This window comes from Pseudofrankia sp. DC12 (assembly GCF_000966285.1).
In the GTDB taxonomy this organism is placed as follows: Bacteria; Actinomycetota; Actinomycetes; order Frankiales; family Frankiaceae; genus Pseudofrankia.
In genome coordinates, this window is the sequence record NZ_KQ031391.1 from 5,051,698 (window position 1) to 5,068,888 (window position 17,191).

Genomic DNA, 17,191 nt, shown 5'->3' on the forward strand with positions numbered 1-17,191 from the left:
CCCGGCGGGTGGTGCACGCGCCACCCGCCGGGGCCCCGGTCCTCCGCCCTACGCGAGCGTGGGGTGCGCGTCGGGCGTTGGCTGGGACGCACACGACGTGACCCAGGTTCCCACCGACCGGTCCCGGCCTGGCTGGGTGGGTCAGGATCGGGCGGGCTTGTCTCCGCACCACTCCGTCGGCGACGGCGCGCCTGGAATCGTATTGGGGACGAGGTCGAACGCCGTTCCGGCCGCGTTCACCTGCATGAAGATCAGGCAGTTGATGGACTGCGTGACGCTGTGGCTGAAGTCGACCCGCCCGGCGAGAAGCCCATCGGCGTTGTAGTCCTTCACCCCGTGCAGGGCCTTTATGAACCCTGCGCGGGTCGGGCACGGCCCAGCAGCCGTCAGACCGCGCACGAGGAGGTCGGCGGCGACATAGGTCCCGTACGCCACGTCCTGCGTCGGCGTCTGGAGCTCGGGTGCGTACCTGTCGGCTGCGGCCAGATAGGTCTGCTGGGCGGGAAGGTGCGCCTGAAGGGGCAAGAGAGTGGAGAAGGTCGTGAGGCCGGTGACCGCGCTGCCGTAGTGCTGGATCGTCTCGTCGCCGTAGCCAGCGACGGAGAGAATCAGCCGGAAGGGTATGTGCGCCGCCCGGGTGGCGGCGACGACCTGCGGAACGTCGGACGACGCGAGGTCCAGTACGAGGACGTCCGCGGCGGTCCCACGCAGCCGATTGGCGAGCTGCGCCGGGCTGGTGACCGCCGAGTTGTACTCGAGCCTCGTCGTCGGGATCCTCGCCGCGCTGAGACTTTGCTCAAGCGTGGGCGTGAACTGTTGCGTGGCCGAGGCCGAGTCGGTAGTGACGATGACGGCCTGGTGCCCGCCCTGCGCCGTCGTATAACGCCCGAAGACGTCCGAGACGGACCCGCCAGTGAGGACGGACGGATAGGAGAAGAAATTCGGGTAGGCCGGGTCGGCCCAGATGTGCTCGATGGGAAGACCCACGGTGGGCACCTGGTGCGACCGGAGGTAGTCCGCGCCGCCGGACGCGCTCGTCGATGCTTCGAAGATGCCGAAGACCCCACTGGACTCGACTAGGCTTCGCACGGCGGTGTCGTTGCTCGTGGGAGTGGCCTCGTCGCCCTGCCACACATAGGTGACCTTCCGGCCGTAGACGCCTCCGGCGTCGTTCACGAGCCCGAGGCGGGCATCCACACCGCCACGGGCGGCCTCGAGGGCGGCCCCGACGGCGCCGCTGTCGGGGTAGATCAGGCCGATCCGGATCTCGTGGGCCGATACGCCTGGGGAGTCGCACACTGGAGCAGACCCCACCGCGCCGGCGCAGCCACCGATCGCAGACACCGCTACGAGTAGCGTAGCCGCAACCGCCAGCGCCGTGCCACCGCGGGAGCTTAGAGGGCCGGTGGACAAGTGGCGAAAACATAAGCGAAACTGGGTCGCGAACACTGCTCGTCTCCTCGGGTCGCCAGAACTGACCTACCGGCGAGGCTACGGCCGAGGTCCTCGAGATGTCGGCCGTGTCGGCCGTGTCGGCCGGGTCAGCTGCCCGGGAAGATATCGCACCATGCGGAGGTGCGGGTACCGGTCGACGCCCCCAATGGGGGGCACCGTCGATGCGCGTTATGGAGGCCGGCGCCTCCACCTGAACAGGTAGCATTTGCCCAGGCTTCCACAAATCGTCGAGGGCCGGCGCACGCACATACGTCCATCGGTGTCCGCGAAATCGCGAAATCGGTCTGTGTAGCCGGCCGGTCGCTTGCCGTTGACTGCACGAGAGTGTCGTCTCGAGGAATTCCAGCGTGGCTGCGGGGGAGCTGCTGCGTGTCGTTACTGAGATCCAGGTGACGCCGGTTCTCTTGAGATCGTCGAAGGCTTCGCGGTGGCGGTCGGCGTCGACACCAGCCGGGGGTGCGTGTCGGGGGGAACGCGCGCGATCTGGCCCATTCCCCCCGACCGTTCACGACTCGCCTGGGTGGATCAGGAGCTGGGGGGACCGCCGCCGCCGCCGCACCATTCCGTCTTGGACGACGCTCCCGGGAGAGGGTCGGGGACGAGCTCAAAGGCCGATCCAGCCGCGTTCACCCGCATGAAGATCAGGCACTTGATCGACTGCCCGGCGCTGTGGGTGAGGTCGATCTGCCCGGCGAGCAGCCCACCGGCGTTGTAGTCCTTCACCGCCCGTAGAGACTTGATGAAACCTTGGCGGGTTGGGCAGGCCCCTGCGGCCGTCAGCCCTCGCAGGAGAATATCGGTGGCGACATAGGCCCCGTACGCCACGTCCTGAGTCGGCGTCTGGAGCTCGGGCGCGTACTTGGCTGCCGCGGCCAGATAGGCCTGCTGGGCGGGAAGGTGGGTCTGAAGCGGCACGAGGGTGGAGAAGGTTGTGAGGCCGGCGACCGAACTGCCGTAACGCTGGATCGTATCGTCGCTGTAGCCGGCGACGGAGATGACTGCCCGGAAGGAGATACCCGCGGCTCTGGTGGCCGCGAGGATCTGCGGAGCTTGGATCGACGGGAGGTCCAGCGCGAGGACGTCCGTGCCAGACCCGCGAAGTCGATTGGCGAGCTGCGCCGGGCTGGTGACCGCCGAGTTGTACTCGAGCCTCGTCGTCGAAATCCCGGCGGCGGCAAGGCTCTGTTCCAGCGCGGGAGTGAACTGCTGCGCAGCCGCGGCCGAGTCGGTTGTGACGATGACGGCTCGGTGCCCGCCCTGCCCGCTTGCATACCTGCCGAAGACGTCCGAAACCGATCCGCCGGCAAGCACCGACGGGTAGGAGAACATGTTCGGGTAGGCCGGATCGGCCCAGATGCGCTCGATGGGAAGACCCACGGTGGGCACTTGGAGGGTCCGGAGGTAGTCCGCGCCGCCGGCCGCGCTGGTCGACGCCTCGATAAGCCCGAAGACCCCGCTGGACCCCACGAGGCTCCGTACGGCGGCGTCGTTGCCCGCGGGCGTGGACTGGTCGCTCTGCCAGGTGTATGTGATCTTTCGCCCGTAGACCCCGCCGGCGTCGTTCACCAGTCCGAGGCGGGCGTCGATGCCGCCACGCGCGGCCTCGAGCGCCTTACCGACTGCACCGTCGTCCGGGTCGACGAAGCCAATCCGGACCTCATGTGCCGAAACTCCTGGGGAGACGCAGGACTGAGAAGGCCCCGAGGTGCCGGCGCAGCCACTCGCCGCCAGCGCGGCGACGAAGGCCGTCACGATCGCCAGCGGTGTACGGAGACGGGTACGTCGGAGCATCGTGGGTGAGCAAGGGTCATATAAGCAAAACTGGATCGCCAACTCGGATCGTCCCCCTCGGACTCATGGCTGGCCTACCGGCGATGTGACGGCCGCGATCTCTCTGAATGCCGTCGTGTCGGTCGGACCAGATTCCGGGAAGATACCGCACCCTGCGTCGAATGTGGACAGAGGGCTCTGCGGAGTAGTCGTTCCCGAATATCGTGGGGTGCCCGAGTGTGGTTGGACCCTGTTCGCTCTTCGACCTGGCTGACTGCGTGAACTTGTGGAGGTGATGGGGCAACAGCGGGTGGGGACATCCGCGCTGGCGAAAGGTCGAGAGATCTGCCAATGTGGTGACGCGTGTACGGATCGTGATGTGTCGAGGGGCCGGCGGGCACCCGTGCCGTCAGGTCAAATAGGTGGAGCCGAATGCCTCGAGGAATTCCAGCGTGGCTGCGGGGGAGCTGCTGCGTGTCGTTACTGAGATCCAGGTGACGCCGGTCTTCTTGAGATCGTCGAAGGCTTCGCGGTGGCGGTCGGCGTCGACGGCCGGCGTCTCGAGCCCGAAGTCGCGGTAGGAATACAGTACGTCGACCTGGTCGGTGCGGCCGGCGGCGGCGGCGGCCTCCCGCAGGCTGGCGATGGTGACGTCCAGGTCGCCGAGCGAGTCGAGGGACGGCGTGCGGGCGGAGGCGCTCACCAGCGCGCCGCCCGCCATCGGCATCCAGCCCTGTGCTCGTTCGGCGGCCCGGCGGCGGCTCAGTGCCGAGTTGCCCCCGATCCAGACCGGGATCGGGCTCTGCACGGGCCGGGGGAGGGCTACGACGTCCCGGGCGCTGAAATGGCGGCCCTGGTAGGTGAAGGGTTCCCCGCTCCAGTGCAGTGGAAGAACGTCGAGCACCTCGTCGAACAGCGCGTTGCGTTCGGCGAACTCGACGCCGAGGGCGTGGAACTCGCTTTTCTGGTATCCCGCGCCCAGGCCGAGGATCATCCGGCCGCCGGAGAGCTTGTCTACGGTCGCCGCGGCCTTGGCGAGGACAAACGGGTTCCGGTAAGGAGCGACGGCCAGGTAGGTGAGAAGCCGGATGCGTTCCGTGACGGCAGCCGCGTAGGCCAGGGCGACGAACGGGTCGAGCGTTTGGTGACCGCCGGCGGCAAGCCAGGCGGCTCCGGGCGCCGGGTGCTCCGTGAGCGAGAAACCGGAAAAGCCGTTCCGCTCGACCGCCCGCGCCACCTCGCCGATAGCCCCGGCATCGAGAAGATCGCCGGCGGTGCCCTTCTTCTCTGGGTACTGGAACATGAACCGCATTACTTTGGGGCTCCTTTCCATGAGCTCGGTGCCGCGTTTGCCCGGTCCCCGGACTCGGCGGCCCGGGCCCGCTGCGTAATGGCAGGCCCGGGCCGCCGTGCTTCGTGGTGCGTTGGCCCGCTACTTACGACGCGGGTGCCACTGTCACGCCCTTGAGGATGTCGCCGCAGACCGGGGTCGCGCCGTTGACCAGCTTGAAGGAGCTGCCCTGGAGCTTGACCATCCAGAGGCAGTTGTCCACGCCTCCGACGATGTTCGTGCGGTCGTTGATGTCCAGCTTGTGGCTGCCGTAGAGGCCGAGAGCGGTGAAGTCGTGGATGTTGGACAAGGCCGTGATGAGCGAGGCGTTGGTCGGCTTCGGCCCGGCCGCCTTGAGGCCCTGGACGAGGAGACCGACGGAGACGTAGCCGCCGTAGTTCGCGAACGTGGGCTCCCCGGCCAGCCCAGCGCTCCTCAGGTCGCTCTCGAACTGCTTGGTCGCGGGCGTCTGCATCTCGACGGGCTCGAAGGGCACGGCGAAGGAGACGCCCTGGGCGGCGTCAATCGCGCCCGGGCCGCCCTGCGTCAGGTCGCCGCCGTAGCCGGTGAACAGCAGCGCGGTCTTGAGGTTCACTCCCTGGTCCCGCAGCCCGGTGAGCAGCGCGAAGGCAGTGTTCGGCTCGACCGAGGCGTAGAAGCCGTCGATCTTGGCGTTCTTCATCCCCAGCACCTCGGGGCCGACATTGGTGCTGCCGAAGGGGAACTTGGCATCGAGGAAGCCGACGCTGATCCCGGCCGCCTTCGCCGACTCGGCGGCCGCGGAGGCAGCCTCGGAGGAGGACGGCGAGATCGAGTAGCCAACGGATGCCAGGCGGGTGACCCCCTGCATCTTGAGGTACTTGCCCGCGGTCGTGGTAACCATCGTCGTGTGCGTGGCGCCGGTGATCGAGAACATGTTCTCGGCCGTGATCCACTCGGGCCCGTCATGAGAGGACCCGACCACCGGGATGTGGTGGGCGGTGAGGTAGTTCGCGGCTCCGAAGGCCAGCGAGGAGAAGGAGATCACGGCCTGGACGTGGTCCTGGGTGACGAACTTCTGGGCGACCGACAGCGCCGTGGTGGGGTTTGTCTGAGAGTCGCCGACCACATACTTGATCTTGTAGCCTTCGCGGGCCGCGTAGTACGTCCCCGCCTTCACGCCGCCGACCACGGTCTTGCTCGAGGACGCGGCCGGGCCGGTGATGTCGGCTAACAGCCCAACCGTCACGGTCTGCAGGGCCGATGCGCTACCGCTGGCGCCGGCGCCGGCGCTGCCGCCGCTCCCGCCGCCGCCCGACGAACAGCCGGCGGCGACGATCAGCGCTGCCGCCGCAGAAAGCATCGAAATGCTCTTCCTTTTCATTGGTTCCTCTCTGGTCGAGATCACTGTGACAGATTTCCGAGCGTCTCCAGCAAGATCTCACACGTAGTTACAATGCGTGTCAATGAACGCTCCCGCGCTGGCGCGAGGTGCTGCCTGGCCGGTATGGAGAGACGAGTCCTCAGACCTTGACTGGAAGTCGCGCGTACCCGCGCACGGTGCTGGTGTGCAGCCGTACCGTGTTCTCGTGGTCGACCTCCCAGACCGGGAAGCGGCGCAGCGTCTCCTCCAGTGCCACGCGGCCCTCCAGCCGGGCAAGTGAGGCGCCGAGGCAGAAGTGGATGCCGTGGCCGAACGAGACGTGGCTGTCGAAGCGCCGGCGGATGTCGAACTGGTCGGGGTCGGTGTACTTGCGCTCATCGCGGCCGGCGGAGCCGGTGAGCGCCAGCACCTTCGACCGCGCGGGGATGGTTGTCCCATGTAGCTCGACGTCGCGGGTGGTGGTGCGGCCCTGGACCGGGGACGGTGCCTCGTAGCGGAGGATCTCCTCGATGGCGTTCCTGAGCAGCGACGGGTCGGCCGCGAGGTCGGCGCGCTGGTCCGGATGCGCCTCAAGCGCGACGCAGGCCCACCCGAGCAGCCGCGCGACCGTCTCGGTGCCCGCGGCGACCAGCAGGTTGCTGAAGTGCGCACCCTCCTCGGTGGTGAGGCGCCGGGTGCCCTCCTCGGTCTTTAGCTCGGCTTCCGTGAGAGCGGTCAGCATGTCGTCACGGGGTGCCTTGCGCCGGGCCTCGATGCGGTCCACGAAGTAGCCATGGAGCTTGATGTTGGCCCCGATGGCGATGTCGTTGATCATCCCTCGGTCGGGGTCCAGATGGAACATCAGGTCGATGGTTTGCCGAATCTCCTCCCGGTCCTCCGGATCGACGCCGATCAGCGCGGAGATCACCTTCGAGGGCAGCTGGGCGGCGAAGTCCTGGACGTAGTCGAACCCGCCCGAGCCGACCCGTGCGTCGAGCATCTCGACGCACAACGCGCGGACCTGGTCCTCAAGGGAGCCGACGCGCCGAGGGGTGAACGCCCGGGACACCAGGGCTCGCAGGAGGGTGTGCTTCGGGGGGTCCATCGAGATGATGTGCGCGCTGTTCATCGGCTCGGACCGCATGAGCTCGAGCACGATGCCGTACGCCGAGCTGAAGGTCTGCGGGTCGCGGTGCAGCGCCTCGACGTCGGCGTGCCGGGACAGCGCGTAGAAGTCTAGCTTCTCGTTGCGATAGACCGGCTGCTCGTCGCGCATCCGACGCCAGACAGGATACGGGTCGGCATCGATCGCCTTGTCATAGGGATCCCAGTACAGCTCGCTCATGATTATGCCTAACTGCGGTGTCCGTGATTCGGGTGGCCGGCAGGTGAGAGTCCATGCCGATTTGGAGAGGCCAAGACTGACGTCAGGACGGCCGGTCGACGGGTTGGCGCGGTGGCCGCCTCAGGCGTAGGGCCAGCGAGGGGAAATGCGCTCCCAGCTGGTCAAGGCGCGAACCGCAGTGCGCCGTCGAGGCGGATGTTCTCGCCGTTGAGATAGGGGTTGGTCGCGATCGCCTCGACGAGCAGGGCGTACTCCTCAGGCCGGCCGAACCGGTGCGGGAAGACGATGCCCTCGACGAGCTTCTCCCGGAGCTCCTCGCGCAGCGTGTACATGATCGGGGTGCCCATGGTGCCAGGGGCGATCGCGCACACCCGGACACCAATCGGGGCGAGGTCGCGGGCCATGGGCAGCGTCATCCCGAGAATGGCCGCCTTCGCTGAAGCGTAGGCGACCTGGCCGGTGCGGCCTTCCATCCCGGCGATCGAGGCGGTGTTGACGACGACGCCGCGCTGGCCGAACTCGTCAGGCTGGTTGCCCGCCATCGCCGCCGCGGTCAGCCGCGTCATGTTGAACGTCGTCAGCACGTTCATCTCGAGGGTCCGGATGAACGCGGTCTTGTCGTGCGGGGTCCCGTCGCGGGCGACCAGACGCCCGCCGCCGGCGCCACCCCCCGCGACGTTGACGAGTAGCGAGAGCGGGCCGACGGCACGGGCGGCGTCGATCGCCGCGGTGACGTCGTCGTCGGCCAGGACGTCGCCGCTGACGGCGCTCGCGCTGTCGCCGAGTTCCTTTGCGAGCTCAGCGGCGCGGTCGGCGTCCCGGTCGAAGATGACGGCGTGCATGCCGATCTCGACGAGTCTGTGTACCGTCGCCGATCCGAGCCCGCCAGCGCCACCCGTCACGATCGCCGAGCGTCCCTGCAGGTTCACCCATTGCTCCGTTTCTTCCGCAGGCCTGCGCCTGGAGACTACTGCCAGCAGATTTCCTTGCCGGCAGGGACTCGCTTTCCCATCGTGTCCGGGCCAGCCTGTCCTGGGGAATGCTTCGCCCCGTCCCTGGCAAGGATCAGCCCGGGAGCTGCTGGGATTCCGGGACCGGAGACAGGCGGCTCGCCGGCCAGCAACGAGATCAGGGTGGGTTGCGGCCGCCACACTCAGGTCTTAGGGCTGAGTCTTGCCGGTCGCCGCCTTCGACGTATGGAGAAGCTGATTGATACCGATGGGGCCGAAAATGCTCACTGCTTTGTCCTCGCCGTCACGACTACTGCAGGAAGGGCCACGGCGCCGCCGGCCTCCAGGAGCCCGCGTACGATCCTCAGCAGGTCGTCGACGTTGACGAAGTCGCCGCGGAACAGGTTCCGGTCCGCCCACGTCTTGGCGAACGTGGCGGCCATGCTCATGTCCCATTCGGCGGTGAAGTCCGTGTGCGAGCCGCCGCCGCCGCCGCTGCAGACGCCCATCGCGATCCGGGTGAACCCGACGGTGGGGTGCTCGCCGCGCCAGGCGTCGGTCAGCTTGTCGAGCGCCGCCTTGCTGACGGCGTAGGCGCCGAGGCCAGGCCACGGCGGTGTGTAGGAGGCGCTGATGGACGACAGGTAGACGGCGTGGCCCGCAGAGGCTTTCAGATGAGGCAAGGCCGCCGCGGTGACGACCGACGCGCCGATCACGTTCGTGTCGAAGGTGCGCCGCCAGGTGTCCATGCTGAGGTCCTCGATGTGCCCCATCGGGCCGATGCCGGACGCATAGACCAGGGCGTCGATGCCGCCGAGGCGCTTCGCGGCCTCCTCAATGGCGTCCCGGCAGGAGGATTCCCGTGTGACGTCGCAGGTGATGGCCAGGGTGCCGGGCCCAGCGTCCTTCGCCGCCTCCACCAGTCGGTCGTGCCGTCGCGCGAGCAGCGCGACCTGCGCCCCGTGCCGCGCGAGATCGACCCCGATGGAGCGGCCTAGTCCGCTGGACGCGCCGACGACAACCGCGCGCATCGACCCCACCTCGTCTCTGTGTGTATTGGGCGCTTCCGGGCGACGCTGTCCGGGGACGCTGCTTGTCCCGCTGTCTCGGCCGTCGTGACGGGCCAAGCAGGTGGGCGGGATGGCCGCCCGCCGGTCAGCTCCCCTTGACCTGGTCCTTCATCGCGGTCAGCCCGGCGAGCACCGACGACTTCCCGCCGTTGACGACCGCGGCCCGGGCGTGGCCGAGCTGGTGCATGTCGAACACCGCGTCGACCGCGGTGGTGAAGCCCTGTACGTCGAGGGTGTGGTTCACCGCCCGCTTCGCCATCCGCAGCGCGAAGCTGTCCTGCCGGGCGATCCGCCGGGCCAGCGCCAGCGTCGCGTCGGTGAGCTGGTCCGCGGGGACGACCCGGTTGACCATGCCGAGCAGCCGCGCTTCGTCGGCGCTGAGCGCCTCACCGGTGAACAACAGCTCCTTGGCCTTGCGGGGGCCGAACTCCCAGGTGTGGCCGTGGAACTCGACCCCGGCGATCCCCATGTAGAGCACGGGGTCGGAGAACTGCGCGTCGTCCGCGGCGATGATCAGATCGCAGGGCCAGCACAGCATGAGCCCGGCGGCGATGCATTTGCCCTGCACGGCGGCGATCGACGGCTTGGGCACCTCCCGCCACGTCTTGGCGTAGTGCAGGAAACGGCGGGTCTCCCAGTCGTAGTGCCGGTCGGCCTGCCACGCGGGCCGCGGCGCGGCCTGCTCGGTGGGCGTCATGTCGTGGCCGGCGGAGAAGTTCTTACCCGTCGTCCGGAACACGATCACTTTGACCCGGCTGTCCTCGTCCGCCGCCTTCCAGGCCGCGTCGAGCTCCTCGAGGACCTTCGGGCTCTGGGCGTTGGCCTTCTCCGGCCGGTCCAGGATGATGGTCCCGATGGCGTCCTCGACCTCGAGGCGGACGTGCTCGAACTGCATGCGTTCCTCCGCTGAGCTGTGCCGCCGCCGGCGCGCGGGCATGGGCTGGGGATCGGGCGGCGGCCGTAGCGATTCGCCCCGACCCGCTGCCTCGGCTGCAACAGGTAGGGGCTGGGTCGATGACGCGTCGCGGTGCCGTCCAGCGGCCGACCGAGTGGATCCGAGGAACCCGGCTGGCCGGTTCGCGAGCCTTGACTGTAGAGCTGTAGATGCTGAAAGTAAACGAGACGGTCTCATAACATTTCGCGGATTGTGGGGCCGTCCAGGTGCTCACTGCCTCCGCCTCGCTGGGCCGGCGGCGAGGCCTCCACAGTGCCGCCCGGGACCAGCCGGGTCACCGTGGCGACCGCGTACGGCCTGCCGTCGGGCCCAGCCGCCGCCGTTCGGCACACGGTCGCCGTCCGGCCGCGGTGCACCACCTCGGCAGTGACGACCAGTGGCGTGTCGACCCGGCCGGGGCGCAGGAAGTTCATCCGTACCGACCGGGTCTGCTCCCCGCCGGGGCGCACGAGCGCGCTCGCGGCGAGCTCGGACACACAGAACAGCACCCCGCCATGGATCGTCCCGCTGGGGTTGCCCAGCTCCGACGGGTCGTTGACGACGACCCGGGCACGGAGGTCGCCGGGCTCGACCCAGGCGTTGAGGATCTCCGCCAGGTCCCGGCCCGTCGCCGGCTCCATATCGGGCTCGGGCACCCCGTTCGGCGGAGCCGGCGGCCGGGGAGCGCCGGGCCGCGAAACGGGGAGCGGGGCAAACTGGAAGCGGCCGATCCCGGCCGCCACCGTCGTCTCGGCGCCGTTGACGAGGTCGCAGCGCGCGAACCCACCCGTGGCGTCGAGGCGCAGGATCTGGCCGACCGCGACGAGGGTGCCGTAGTACAGCCTCTCGGGAGCGAGCACGTCGAGGGAGATCTCGGCGGTGACCGTCCGGTGCCCCGGCGGCCGGACGCGCAGGGTGCTCACGCCGAGGACGTTGTCGAGCGCGACGCCGAACGCGCCGGCCGACGACTGGCCTGCGGGCCAACAACTCCATGGCCCCGGGTGGATCGTCGCGCGCACCGTGTCGCCGACGAAGGCCGGCAGCTCGACGCGGAAGCGGCGCGACAGGCTGCTGGGGCGGCGAGGCATGGGCACCCCGCCAGGCCCGCCGGCCTGGGCGTCCCGCACGGGCTGCTCGCCGACCGGGCCCGCGGTGCTGGTCACAGGACTGCCGGGAAGTCGAGGTCGACCCGGGAAGGCTGGTCGGGCCAGCGGGACGTGACCACCTTCGTACGGGTGTAGAAGCGGATCCCGTCCGGGCCGTAGATCGACGCGTCCCCGAAGATCGAGTTCTTCCAGCCGCCGAACGAGTACCAGGCCACCGGCACCGGGATCGGCACATTGATCCCGACCATGCCGACCTCGATCTGCCGCTCGAACCGGCGGGCCGCGCCCCCGTCGCGGGTGAACAGCGCGACGCCGTTGCCATAGGGGTTTGCGTTGACCAGTCTGACCGCCTCGTCAAAGGTGTCCACCCGCACGACGGACAGCACCGGTCCGAAGATCTCGTCGGTGTAGACCCGCATCTCGGGGGAGACCTGGTCGACCAGCGAGCAGCCGAGGAAGAACCCCGCCCCCGTCGGGGCGGCGGCGCCGTCGACGACGACCCGTGCGCCCTCGCCGGCCGCGCCCTGGACGTAGGAGCGGACCCGGTCGCGGTGCTCGGCGGTGATGAGCGGGCCCATCATCGACGCCGGGTCGTCGCCGGGGCCGATGACGACGCTCGGGATCCTGGCCGCGATCGCCTCGACGAGGCGATCGGCCACACCTCCGACCGCGACGACCACCGAGATCGCCATGCACCGTTCGCCTGCTGAGCCGTACGCGGCGGACACGGCGGCGTCCGCCGCCGCGTCGAGGTCGGCGTCGGGGAGCACGACCAGGTGGTTCTTCGCGCCGCCGAGAGCCTGCACCCGCTTGCCGGCCTTCGTGCCGGTCTCGTAGACGTGGCGGGCCACCGGGGTGCTGCCGACGAACGACACGGCGTCGACATCGGGGTGGGCCAGCAGCGCGTCGACGGCCTCGGCGTCGCCCTGCAGCACCGTGAACACCCCGTCGGGGAACCCGGCCTTGCTCACCAGCTCGGCGAGCAGCAGCGACGCCGACGGGTCCTTCTCCGACGGCTTGAGCACGAAGGCGTTCCCGCAGGCCAGAGCGTTCGCCAGCATCCACAGCGGCACCATGACCGGAAAGTTGAACGGGGTGACCCCGGCGACGACGCCGACGGGGTGCAGAGCGGTGTGCACGTCGACGCCGCGGGAGACCTCGGCGCTGCGCTCGCCCTTGAGCAGGTGCGGGATGCCGCAGGCGAACTCGACGCACTCGATGCCGCGGGCGACCTCGCCGAGGGCATCGGACCGCACCTTGCCGTGCTCGGAGGTGACGAGGGCGGCCAGGTCGTCGCGGTGGGCGTCGAGGAGCTGCCGCAGCTGGAAGAGCAGGGTGGCGCGCTGGCTCAGCGACGACGCGCCCCAGGTGTCCGCCGCGGCGACGGCGGCCTTTACGGCCTCGTCGACCTGCGCGCGTGACGCCAGCAGCACCTCAGCGACCTGGGCGCCCCGAGCCGGGTCGTAGACAGTGCCGACGCGGCCGGCGGGCTCGCTGGCCGGCTGCCCCTGGATCCAGTGTCCGATGGTCCTCAAGGCGGTCATACTCCTGAAGTTGGGCCGACCGGCGCGAGCCAGTGCGGGGGTGAGGCCCGTCGCGGCGGTCTGGATCGTCTGGCCTCACCGCCCGCCTGACGGTCGCGGCGCGCGGGGCCGACGTTCGCCGGTCACGGTCACGCCCCTCAGCTGGCGCGGGCGTGCATCGAGCGGGCGTGCATCGAGCGGGCGTGCATCGAGCGGGCGTGAATTGAGACGATACTGTCTCGTTTACTTTGGGCCTGGCCGGCTCTACAGTCAAGGCCCGGCCGGCGCTGGCCGGTTCATGGACGGTGGCCAGGCCAGGGAGTCAACGGTGCCGGGAATGGGGCCGGCGAGCGTCGGCGTGCCGGCCCGCGAACGGGCGATCCGCCCGCCGGGAGGTCGGTTCGCGGGCGTGGCCCCTCGTCTCCGGCCACGTCATGGGAGGTGCGGCAGGGTGGACCTGGGGCTGGCCGGCGCGACGGCCGTGGTGCAGGGTGGGAGCCAGGGCATGGGCCGTGCGGCCGCGGAGTGCTTCGCCGCCGAGGGCGCGAGGATCGGCGTCCTCGCCCGCGACCGCGCGGAGCTCGACAAGACGGTTGCCCGCCTGCTCGAGTTGGGCGCGGCGGACGCCGTCGCGCTGCCCGCCGACGTCACCCGGCTCGAGGAGGTTGAGGCAGCCTTCAGGACGGTCCGTGACCGGTGGGGCGAGCTCAACATCCTCGTCAACGCCGCCGGCCCGAGCGGCGGCGGCGGGTTCGAGAGCCTTTCCGACGACGACTGGGTCCGGGTTCTCGACTCCGGCGCGCTGGGTATGGTCCGCTGCGTGCGCGCCGCGCTGCCGCTGCTGCGGGCCGCCGCATGGGGGCGCATCGTCAACGTCGCGGCGCAGTCCACGAAGCGCCAGTCGCCGTCGCTCGTCGCCTATACGGCCGCGAAGTCCGTGGTCACCAGCGTGACGAAGAACCTCGCACAGTCGCTGGCCAAGGACGAGATCCTCGTCAACACGGTGTCGCCGGGAGCGGTGCTGTCCGGCACGCTGGCCGCCTGGGCACGGCGCAACGGCCTCGACGCCGACGACCCGTACGCGGTGATGGCCGGCATCACTGAGATCATCGGTCACCCCGCATTCCTGCCGCGCGCGGGCACGCCGCCCGAGGTGGGCCGAGTGATCGCCTTCGTCGCGTCCAAGGCCAATGGCTACATGACCGGCGCGAACATCAACGTCGACGGCGGCTCTGACTTCTGCTGACCCGCGCGCATGGCCGTGGCCGCCGGCGCTGGCTGCCGCACGGCCCCCGCTCCGAGGATGGCGAGGCCCTCGCTGTCACTGGGCGAAGGAGATGCCGCCGTTGAGCGGGCAGGTCTGGCCCGTGATCCACGACGCCTGCTCGCTGGCGAGGAACACGGCCAGGGCCGCGGCGTCTTCGGGCAGTCCAGGGCGGCGCACGACGTAGCGCGCGAGCATGCTCTTCGCCGTCGGGTTGTCCGGGTCGGCCCAGATGGTGCCGGTCTCCCGGGTGCGCATCGTGCCGAGCGAGATGTTGTTGACCGTGATCCCGTGTCGGCCGTTCTCGATCGCGAGCGCCCGGGTCAGCCCGGCGGCGCCCGCCTTCGCGGTGCAGTAGGCCGCCATGTTCGCCTCGCCGGTGCGGCCGGCGTCCGAGATGATGGTGACGATCCGGCCCCAGCCTTTTGCGATCATGCTGGGGAGGGTGGCCCGAGCGCAGTACAGGACGCCGTAGAGGTTGACCCGCAGAAACGGCTCCCACTGATCGGGCGTTGTGTCGACGAACTTCGCCAGGCCCGTCCAGCCGTCGGCGCCGGCGTTGCCCGCGTTGTTCACGAGGATGTCGACACCGCCCAGTTCGTCGACGGCCGCCGCCACGGCCGCGTAGTCGGTCACGTCGAATGGGCAGGCGAGCGCCGCCGCGCCCGTGGCGGCCAGCTCGTCGGCGACTTCCTGGGCACGGTCGGTGAACAGGTCGTTGACCACGACCTGCGCGCCGGCGGCGGCGAAGCCGTGGGCGATGCCGCGGCCGACACCCTGCCCGGCGCCGGTGATGAGCACTCGGCGTCCCTTGAGATCGAACTCCATCGCCACTGTGTCTCCATTCCGTCCTGCGCGGCGCGGCCTGCGTCTGGTTTCTCGGACCAGTCTGCCGAAAGTTATGAAACTGTCTCGTATCATTCGACGGGTGGGGAAAATGCGGAACGGCCTCGTGCCGGGGCGGTTGCGACCAGGGCCGCCGGTCTGTGGGGTCGTGCATATGGCACCCGGCCACGAGGTCGCGACCGGACCGTGATGCCGGGATCTCGGCTATGTCCCGCCCAGGCACCTGAGAGGAACCGCCTACAATGAGCCCGCTTCGTCTCAGCAGAGCAGATCGGCGGCCGCACGTGAACTCGCGGCGCCCACAGGCCGGGCGTCCGGGGTTCCCGTGGCCAGGGTTCCCGCGCGTCATGGCCATCACGACAGGCGCGTGAGCTGTTGTCCCCGCGTCCGCGCACGCCGGAGGACATCGTCCTGCAGGCCACCATCGACCTGATCGCCGAGCAGGGCGTCTCCGTCGTCACCGTCGAGGCTGTCGCCGAACGCTCAGGCGTCAGCAGGCCGACCATCTACCGCCACTGGGGCTCCCGGGACCGCCTCATTCACGCCGCGTTCGCGCGGATCCAACAGGCGCTGACCGACCCGGACACCGGATCGCTGCGCGACGACCTCGTCGGGATGCTGTGCCAGCTCGTCATCTATCTGAACCACATCCGTGTGTTCCCGTCGCTGATGGAGGCCTCGGTCCGAGACCCGAAACTCGCGGCTCTGCGGGACGAGACCGACCACGAGTCCCGCCTGGCCTACACGCGGGTCATCCGTCGCGCGATCGACCGCGGCGACCTGCTCGAGGAGACCGACGTCGAGCTGTTCATCGACCTGCTCATCTCGCCGTTCATCTATCGCCGGGTCACCGGGCAGGAGAAGATCAAGCCCGCGAGCATCACCCCCGTCGTCGACGCGCTGATCGCCGCCTTCAGCCGCGTCGCGGTCTGACGGAGCGCGGAACAGACGCCGCCGTCACCAGTCAGCGGGGCGGTGTCTCGCCGCTACGCACGGCGTCGGTGACGAGTCGAAGGAGCCAGCTGACACAGCGGACCGCGGCAGACGGCTCGAGCTCCCACTCGTAGATCAGGTGTCGGTAGGACGTGACACTCCACAGCAGGTCAAGCGCCGCCGCCGCGACCTCCCGGTCCTCGGCCGACCAGGCTGGGGTCGTCGGCGTCACCGCGGCCAGCAGCGCCCCCCGTTTGCGCCGCCGCACGTCGGCGATCGTCGGGTCGGGCAGCTGTTCCCGGGGCTGCTGCGCCTCTTGCGGCGGCGGCGGGAACGAAGCCAGATAGGCGAAGACGCGCCGGCTCACCTCGTCGATGTCGTCGAGCCGCAGATGGCCGAGGTCGACGCCGGACTCCTGCAGGATCTGGGTCATCACCGCGTCGCGCAACTCCCGCTCGCTGCCGAAGTAGCGATAGACGGTCCGTTCGTTGACGCCAGCCTTGCTTGCCACCGTGCGGACTGTCAGCGCCGGCCAGTTCCACACAGGGGACACGTGCAGCAGTTCGCTACCTGCCTCCAGGATCCGTCGGCGGGTGTCGGCTGCCTGCTGGCGGCGCAGCGCGCTGTCGTAGGAGCGGCGGCCCGGGGTCGCGTCGCTGTGCATGTCGCCCGCCGGTGTTGGGTTCACCGGGCGACGATATCCGGACAGCCAAAGCCCACCAGCCCGCCGGATTCCGTGGCGTGCTGCCCGGCGGGCCTGGGCGGGGTGATCCTGGGGGGCCGAACGGCTGTGCCGGCCGGGCGGCACAGCCGCCGGTTCAGCGCAGCGCCCCGACGTCGACGAGGCCGACCCGGCGGGCGATGCGCCAGCGGCCTTCCTCCTTCACGAGCCGGTCGACGTGGCGGCCGACGAGCACTCCGGGGGTGCCGTCCTCGTGACGGGAGATCGCCGACCACACGCACTCCCCGGTCGCGGTGCCGTCGTCCCCGAGCTCGACACTCGGCGACCCGAGCAGGTGCACCGATCGGGACGCGCCCTCGGCCGTCGACCCGATGACCTTGCTGGCAGCCCGTTCGATTTCCTCGCGGCCGTCGGCCCGCATCACCGGGCCCAGGCGCAGCTTGGCGTCCCGGGCGAACAACGACGCGTAGGCCGCGGCGTCGCCGGCGTCGAGGTGGCGGCCATAGTCGACGTAAAGCCTGCGGATCTCCTCCAGGTCCTCCAGGCGCGCGACGCGCGCGGCCAACGCGCGGATGGTCTCCTCGGTGCTGTCCATGGTCCGTCTCCGTTCGGGATGGTCGTCGGGATGCCCGGGCGTCGAG

General features: G+C 69.7%; 15 protein-coding genes. 2 read left to right on the forward strand and 13 right to left on the reverse strand.

Features of this window, described 5'->3' with window-relative positions:
• Nucleotides 1–141 precede the first annotated feature (141 nt).
• The 10 genes from FRADC12_RS20235 to FRADC12_RS20280 form a co-directional block, all read right to left on the reverse strand.
• Nucleotides 142–1,299 (reverse strand): ABC transporter substrate-binding protein, encoded by a 1,158-nt coding sequence (locus FRADC12_RS20235; RefSeq protein ID WP_232303916.1) that lies wholly within the window; start codon nucleotides 1,297–1,299, stop codon nucleotides 142–144.
• A gap of 681 nt (nucleotides 1,300–1,980) precedes the next feature.
• On the reverse strand, nucleotides 1,981–3,207 hold the full coding sequence (locus tag FRADC12_RS20240) for an ABC transporter substrate-binding protein (RefSeq protein WP_232303917.1): 1,227 nt from the start codon (nucleotides 3,205–3,207) through the stop codon (nucleotides 1,981–1,983).
• A 427-nt stretch (nucleotides 3,208–3,634) separates the two neighbouring features.
• Nucleotides 3,635–4,537, reverse strand: a complete 903-nt coding sequence (locus FRADC12_RS20245; protein WP_045877812.1) for an LLM class F420-dependent oxidoreductase — start codon at nucleotides 4,535–4,537, stop codon at nucleotides 3,635–3,637.
• Between the two features lie 124 nt (nucleotides 4,538–4,661).
• The gene (locus FRADC12_RS20250) at nucleotides 4,662–5,897 is read right to left on the reverse strand and encodes an ABC transporter substrate-binding protein (RefSeq protein WP_232303918.1); all 1,236 of its coding nucleotides are present in this window, start codon (nucleotides 5,895–5,897) and stop codon (nucleotides 4,662–4,664) included.
• A gap of 160 nt (nucleotides 5,898–6,057) precedes the next feature.
• Nucleotides 6,058–7,245, reverse strand: coding sequence for a cytochrome P450 (locus tag FRADC12_RS20255; RefSeq protein ID WP_157488965.1), 1,188 nt, complete (start codon nucleotides 7,243–7,245; stop codon nucleotides 6,058–6,060).
• Between the two features lie 158 nt (nucleotides 7,246–7,403).
• A complete protein-coding gene (locus FRADC12_RS20260) occupies nucleotides 7,404–8,171 on the reverse strand; it encodes an SDR family NAD(P)-dependent oxidoreductase (protein WP_045877815.1) in 768 nt (255 codons plus the stop codon).
• Nucleotides 8,172–8,476: 305 nt separating this feature from the next.
• Nucleotides 8,477–9,223, reverse strand: a complete 747-nt coding sequence (locus FRADC12_RS20265; protein ID WP_045877816.1) for an SDR family oxidoreductase — start codon at nucleotides 9,221–9,223, stop codon at nucleotides 8,477–8,479.
• A 124-nt stretch (nucleotides 9,224–9,347) separates the two neighbouring features.
• Complete coding sequence (locus tag FRADC12_RS20270) at nucleotides 9,348–10,157, reverse strand: enoyl-CoA hydratase (RefSeq protein ID WP_045877817.1); 810 nt, start codon at nucleotides 10,155–10,157, stop codon at nucleotides 9,348–9,350.
• 233 nt (nucleotides 10,158–10,390) lie between these two features.
• Nucleotides 10,391–11,359 (reverse strand): hotdog fold thioesterase, encoded by a 969-nt coding sequence (locus tag FRADC12_RS20275; protein ID WP_045877818.1) that lies wholly within the window; start codon nucleotides 11,357–11,359, stop codon nucleotides 10,391–10,393.
• The gene (locus tag FRADC12_RS20280) at nucleotides 11,356–12,837 is read right to left on the reverse strand and encodes a CoA-acylating methylmalonate-semialdehyde dehydrogenase (RefSeq protein ID WP_045879931.1); all 1,482 of its coding nucleotides are present in this window, start codon (nucleotides 12,835–12,837) and stop codon (nucleotides 11,356–11,358) included. Before FRADC12_RS20280 ends, FRADC12_RS20275 begins: the two co-directional genes overlap by 4 nt.
• Before the next feature lie 439 nt (nucleotides 12,838–13,276).
• Between FRADC12_RS20280 and FRADC12_RS20285 the strand changes: the two genes are divergently transcribed.
• On the forward strand, nucleotides 13,277–14,071 hold the full coding sequence (locus tag FRADC12_RS20285; RefSeq protein WP_045877819.1) for an SDR family NAD(P)-dependent oxidoreductase: 795 nt from the start codon (nucleotides 13,277–13,279) through the stop codon (nucleotides 14,069–14,071).
• 75 nt (nucleotides 14,072–14,146) lie between these two features.
• Here FRADC12_RS20285 and FRADC12_RS20290 read toward each other — a convergent pair whose 3' ends face one another.
• Nucleotides 14,147–14,917, reverse strand: a complete 771-nt coding sequence (locus FRADC12_RS20290) for an SDR family NAD(P)-dependent oxidoreductase (RefSeq protein ID WP_502685274.1) — start codon at nucleotides 14,915–14,917, stop codon at nucleotides 14,147–14,149.
• Nucleotides 14,918–15,310: 393 nt separating this feature from the next.
• Between FRADC12_RS20290 and FRADC12_RS20295 the strand changes: the two genes are divergently transcribed.
• Nucleotides 15,311–15,868 carry a TetR/AcrR family transcriptional regulator gene (locus FRADC12_RS20295; protein ID WP_052711043.1) on the forward strand — a complete coding sequence of 186 codons (558 nt, stop codon included), beginning with the start codon at nucleotides 15,311–15,313 and terminating at the stop codon, nucleotides 15,866–15,868.
• Between the two features lie 31 nt (nucleotides 15,869–15,899).
• On the opposite strand, the gene FRADC12_RS20300 is transcribed toward FRADC12_RS20295, so the two are convergent.
• The gene (locus FRADC12_RS20300) at nucleotides 15,900–16,556 is read right to left on the reverse strand and encodes a TetR/AcrR family transcriptional regulator (RefSeq protein ID WP_232303919.1); all 657 of its coding nucleotides are present in this window, start codon (nucleotides 16,554–16,556) and stop codon (nucleotides 15,900–15,902) included.
• 130 nt (nucleotides 16,557–16,686) lie between these two features.
• Nucleotides 16,687–17,145 carry a nuclear transport factor 2 family protein gene (locus tag FRADC12_RS20305; RefSeq protein ID WP_084011072.1) on the reverse strand — a complete coding sequence of 153 codons (459 nt, stop codon included), beginning with the start codon at nucleotides 17,143–17,145 and terminating at the stop codon, nucleotides 16,687–16,689.
• Nucleotides 17,146–17,191: the final 46 nt, after the last annotated feature.

Bases quoted from the DNA above. Each gene is read 5' to 3' on its own strand.
- FRADC12_RS20245 (WP_045877812.1), bottom strand. From the start codon at position 4,537: ATGCGGTTCATGTTCCAGTACCCAGAGAAGAAGGGCACCGCCGGCGAT.
- FRADC12_RS20250 (WP_232303918.1), bottom strand. From the start codon at position 5,897: ATGCTTTCTGCGGCGGCAGCGCTGATCGTCGCCGCCGGCTGTTCGTCG.
- FRADC12_RS20265 (WP_045877816.1), bottom strand. From the start codon at position 9,223: ATGCGCGCGGTTGTCGTCGGCGCGTCCAGCGGACTAGGCCGCTCCATC.
- FRADC12_RS20270 (WP_045877817.1), bottom strand. From the start codon at position 10,157: ATGCAGTTCGAGCACGTCCGCCTCGAGGTCGAGGACGCCATCGGGACC.
- FRADC12_RS20290 (WP_502685274.1), bottom strand. From the start codon at position 14,917: ATGGAGTTCGATCTCAAGGGACGCCGAGTGCTCATCACCGGCGCCGGG.
- FRADC12_RS20305 (WP_084011072.1), bottom strand. From the start codon at position 17,145: ATGGACAGCACCGAGGAGACCATCCGCGCGTTGGCCGCGCGCGTCGCG.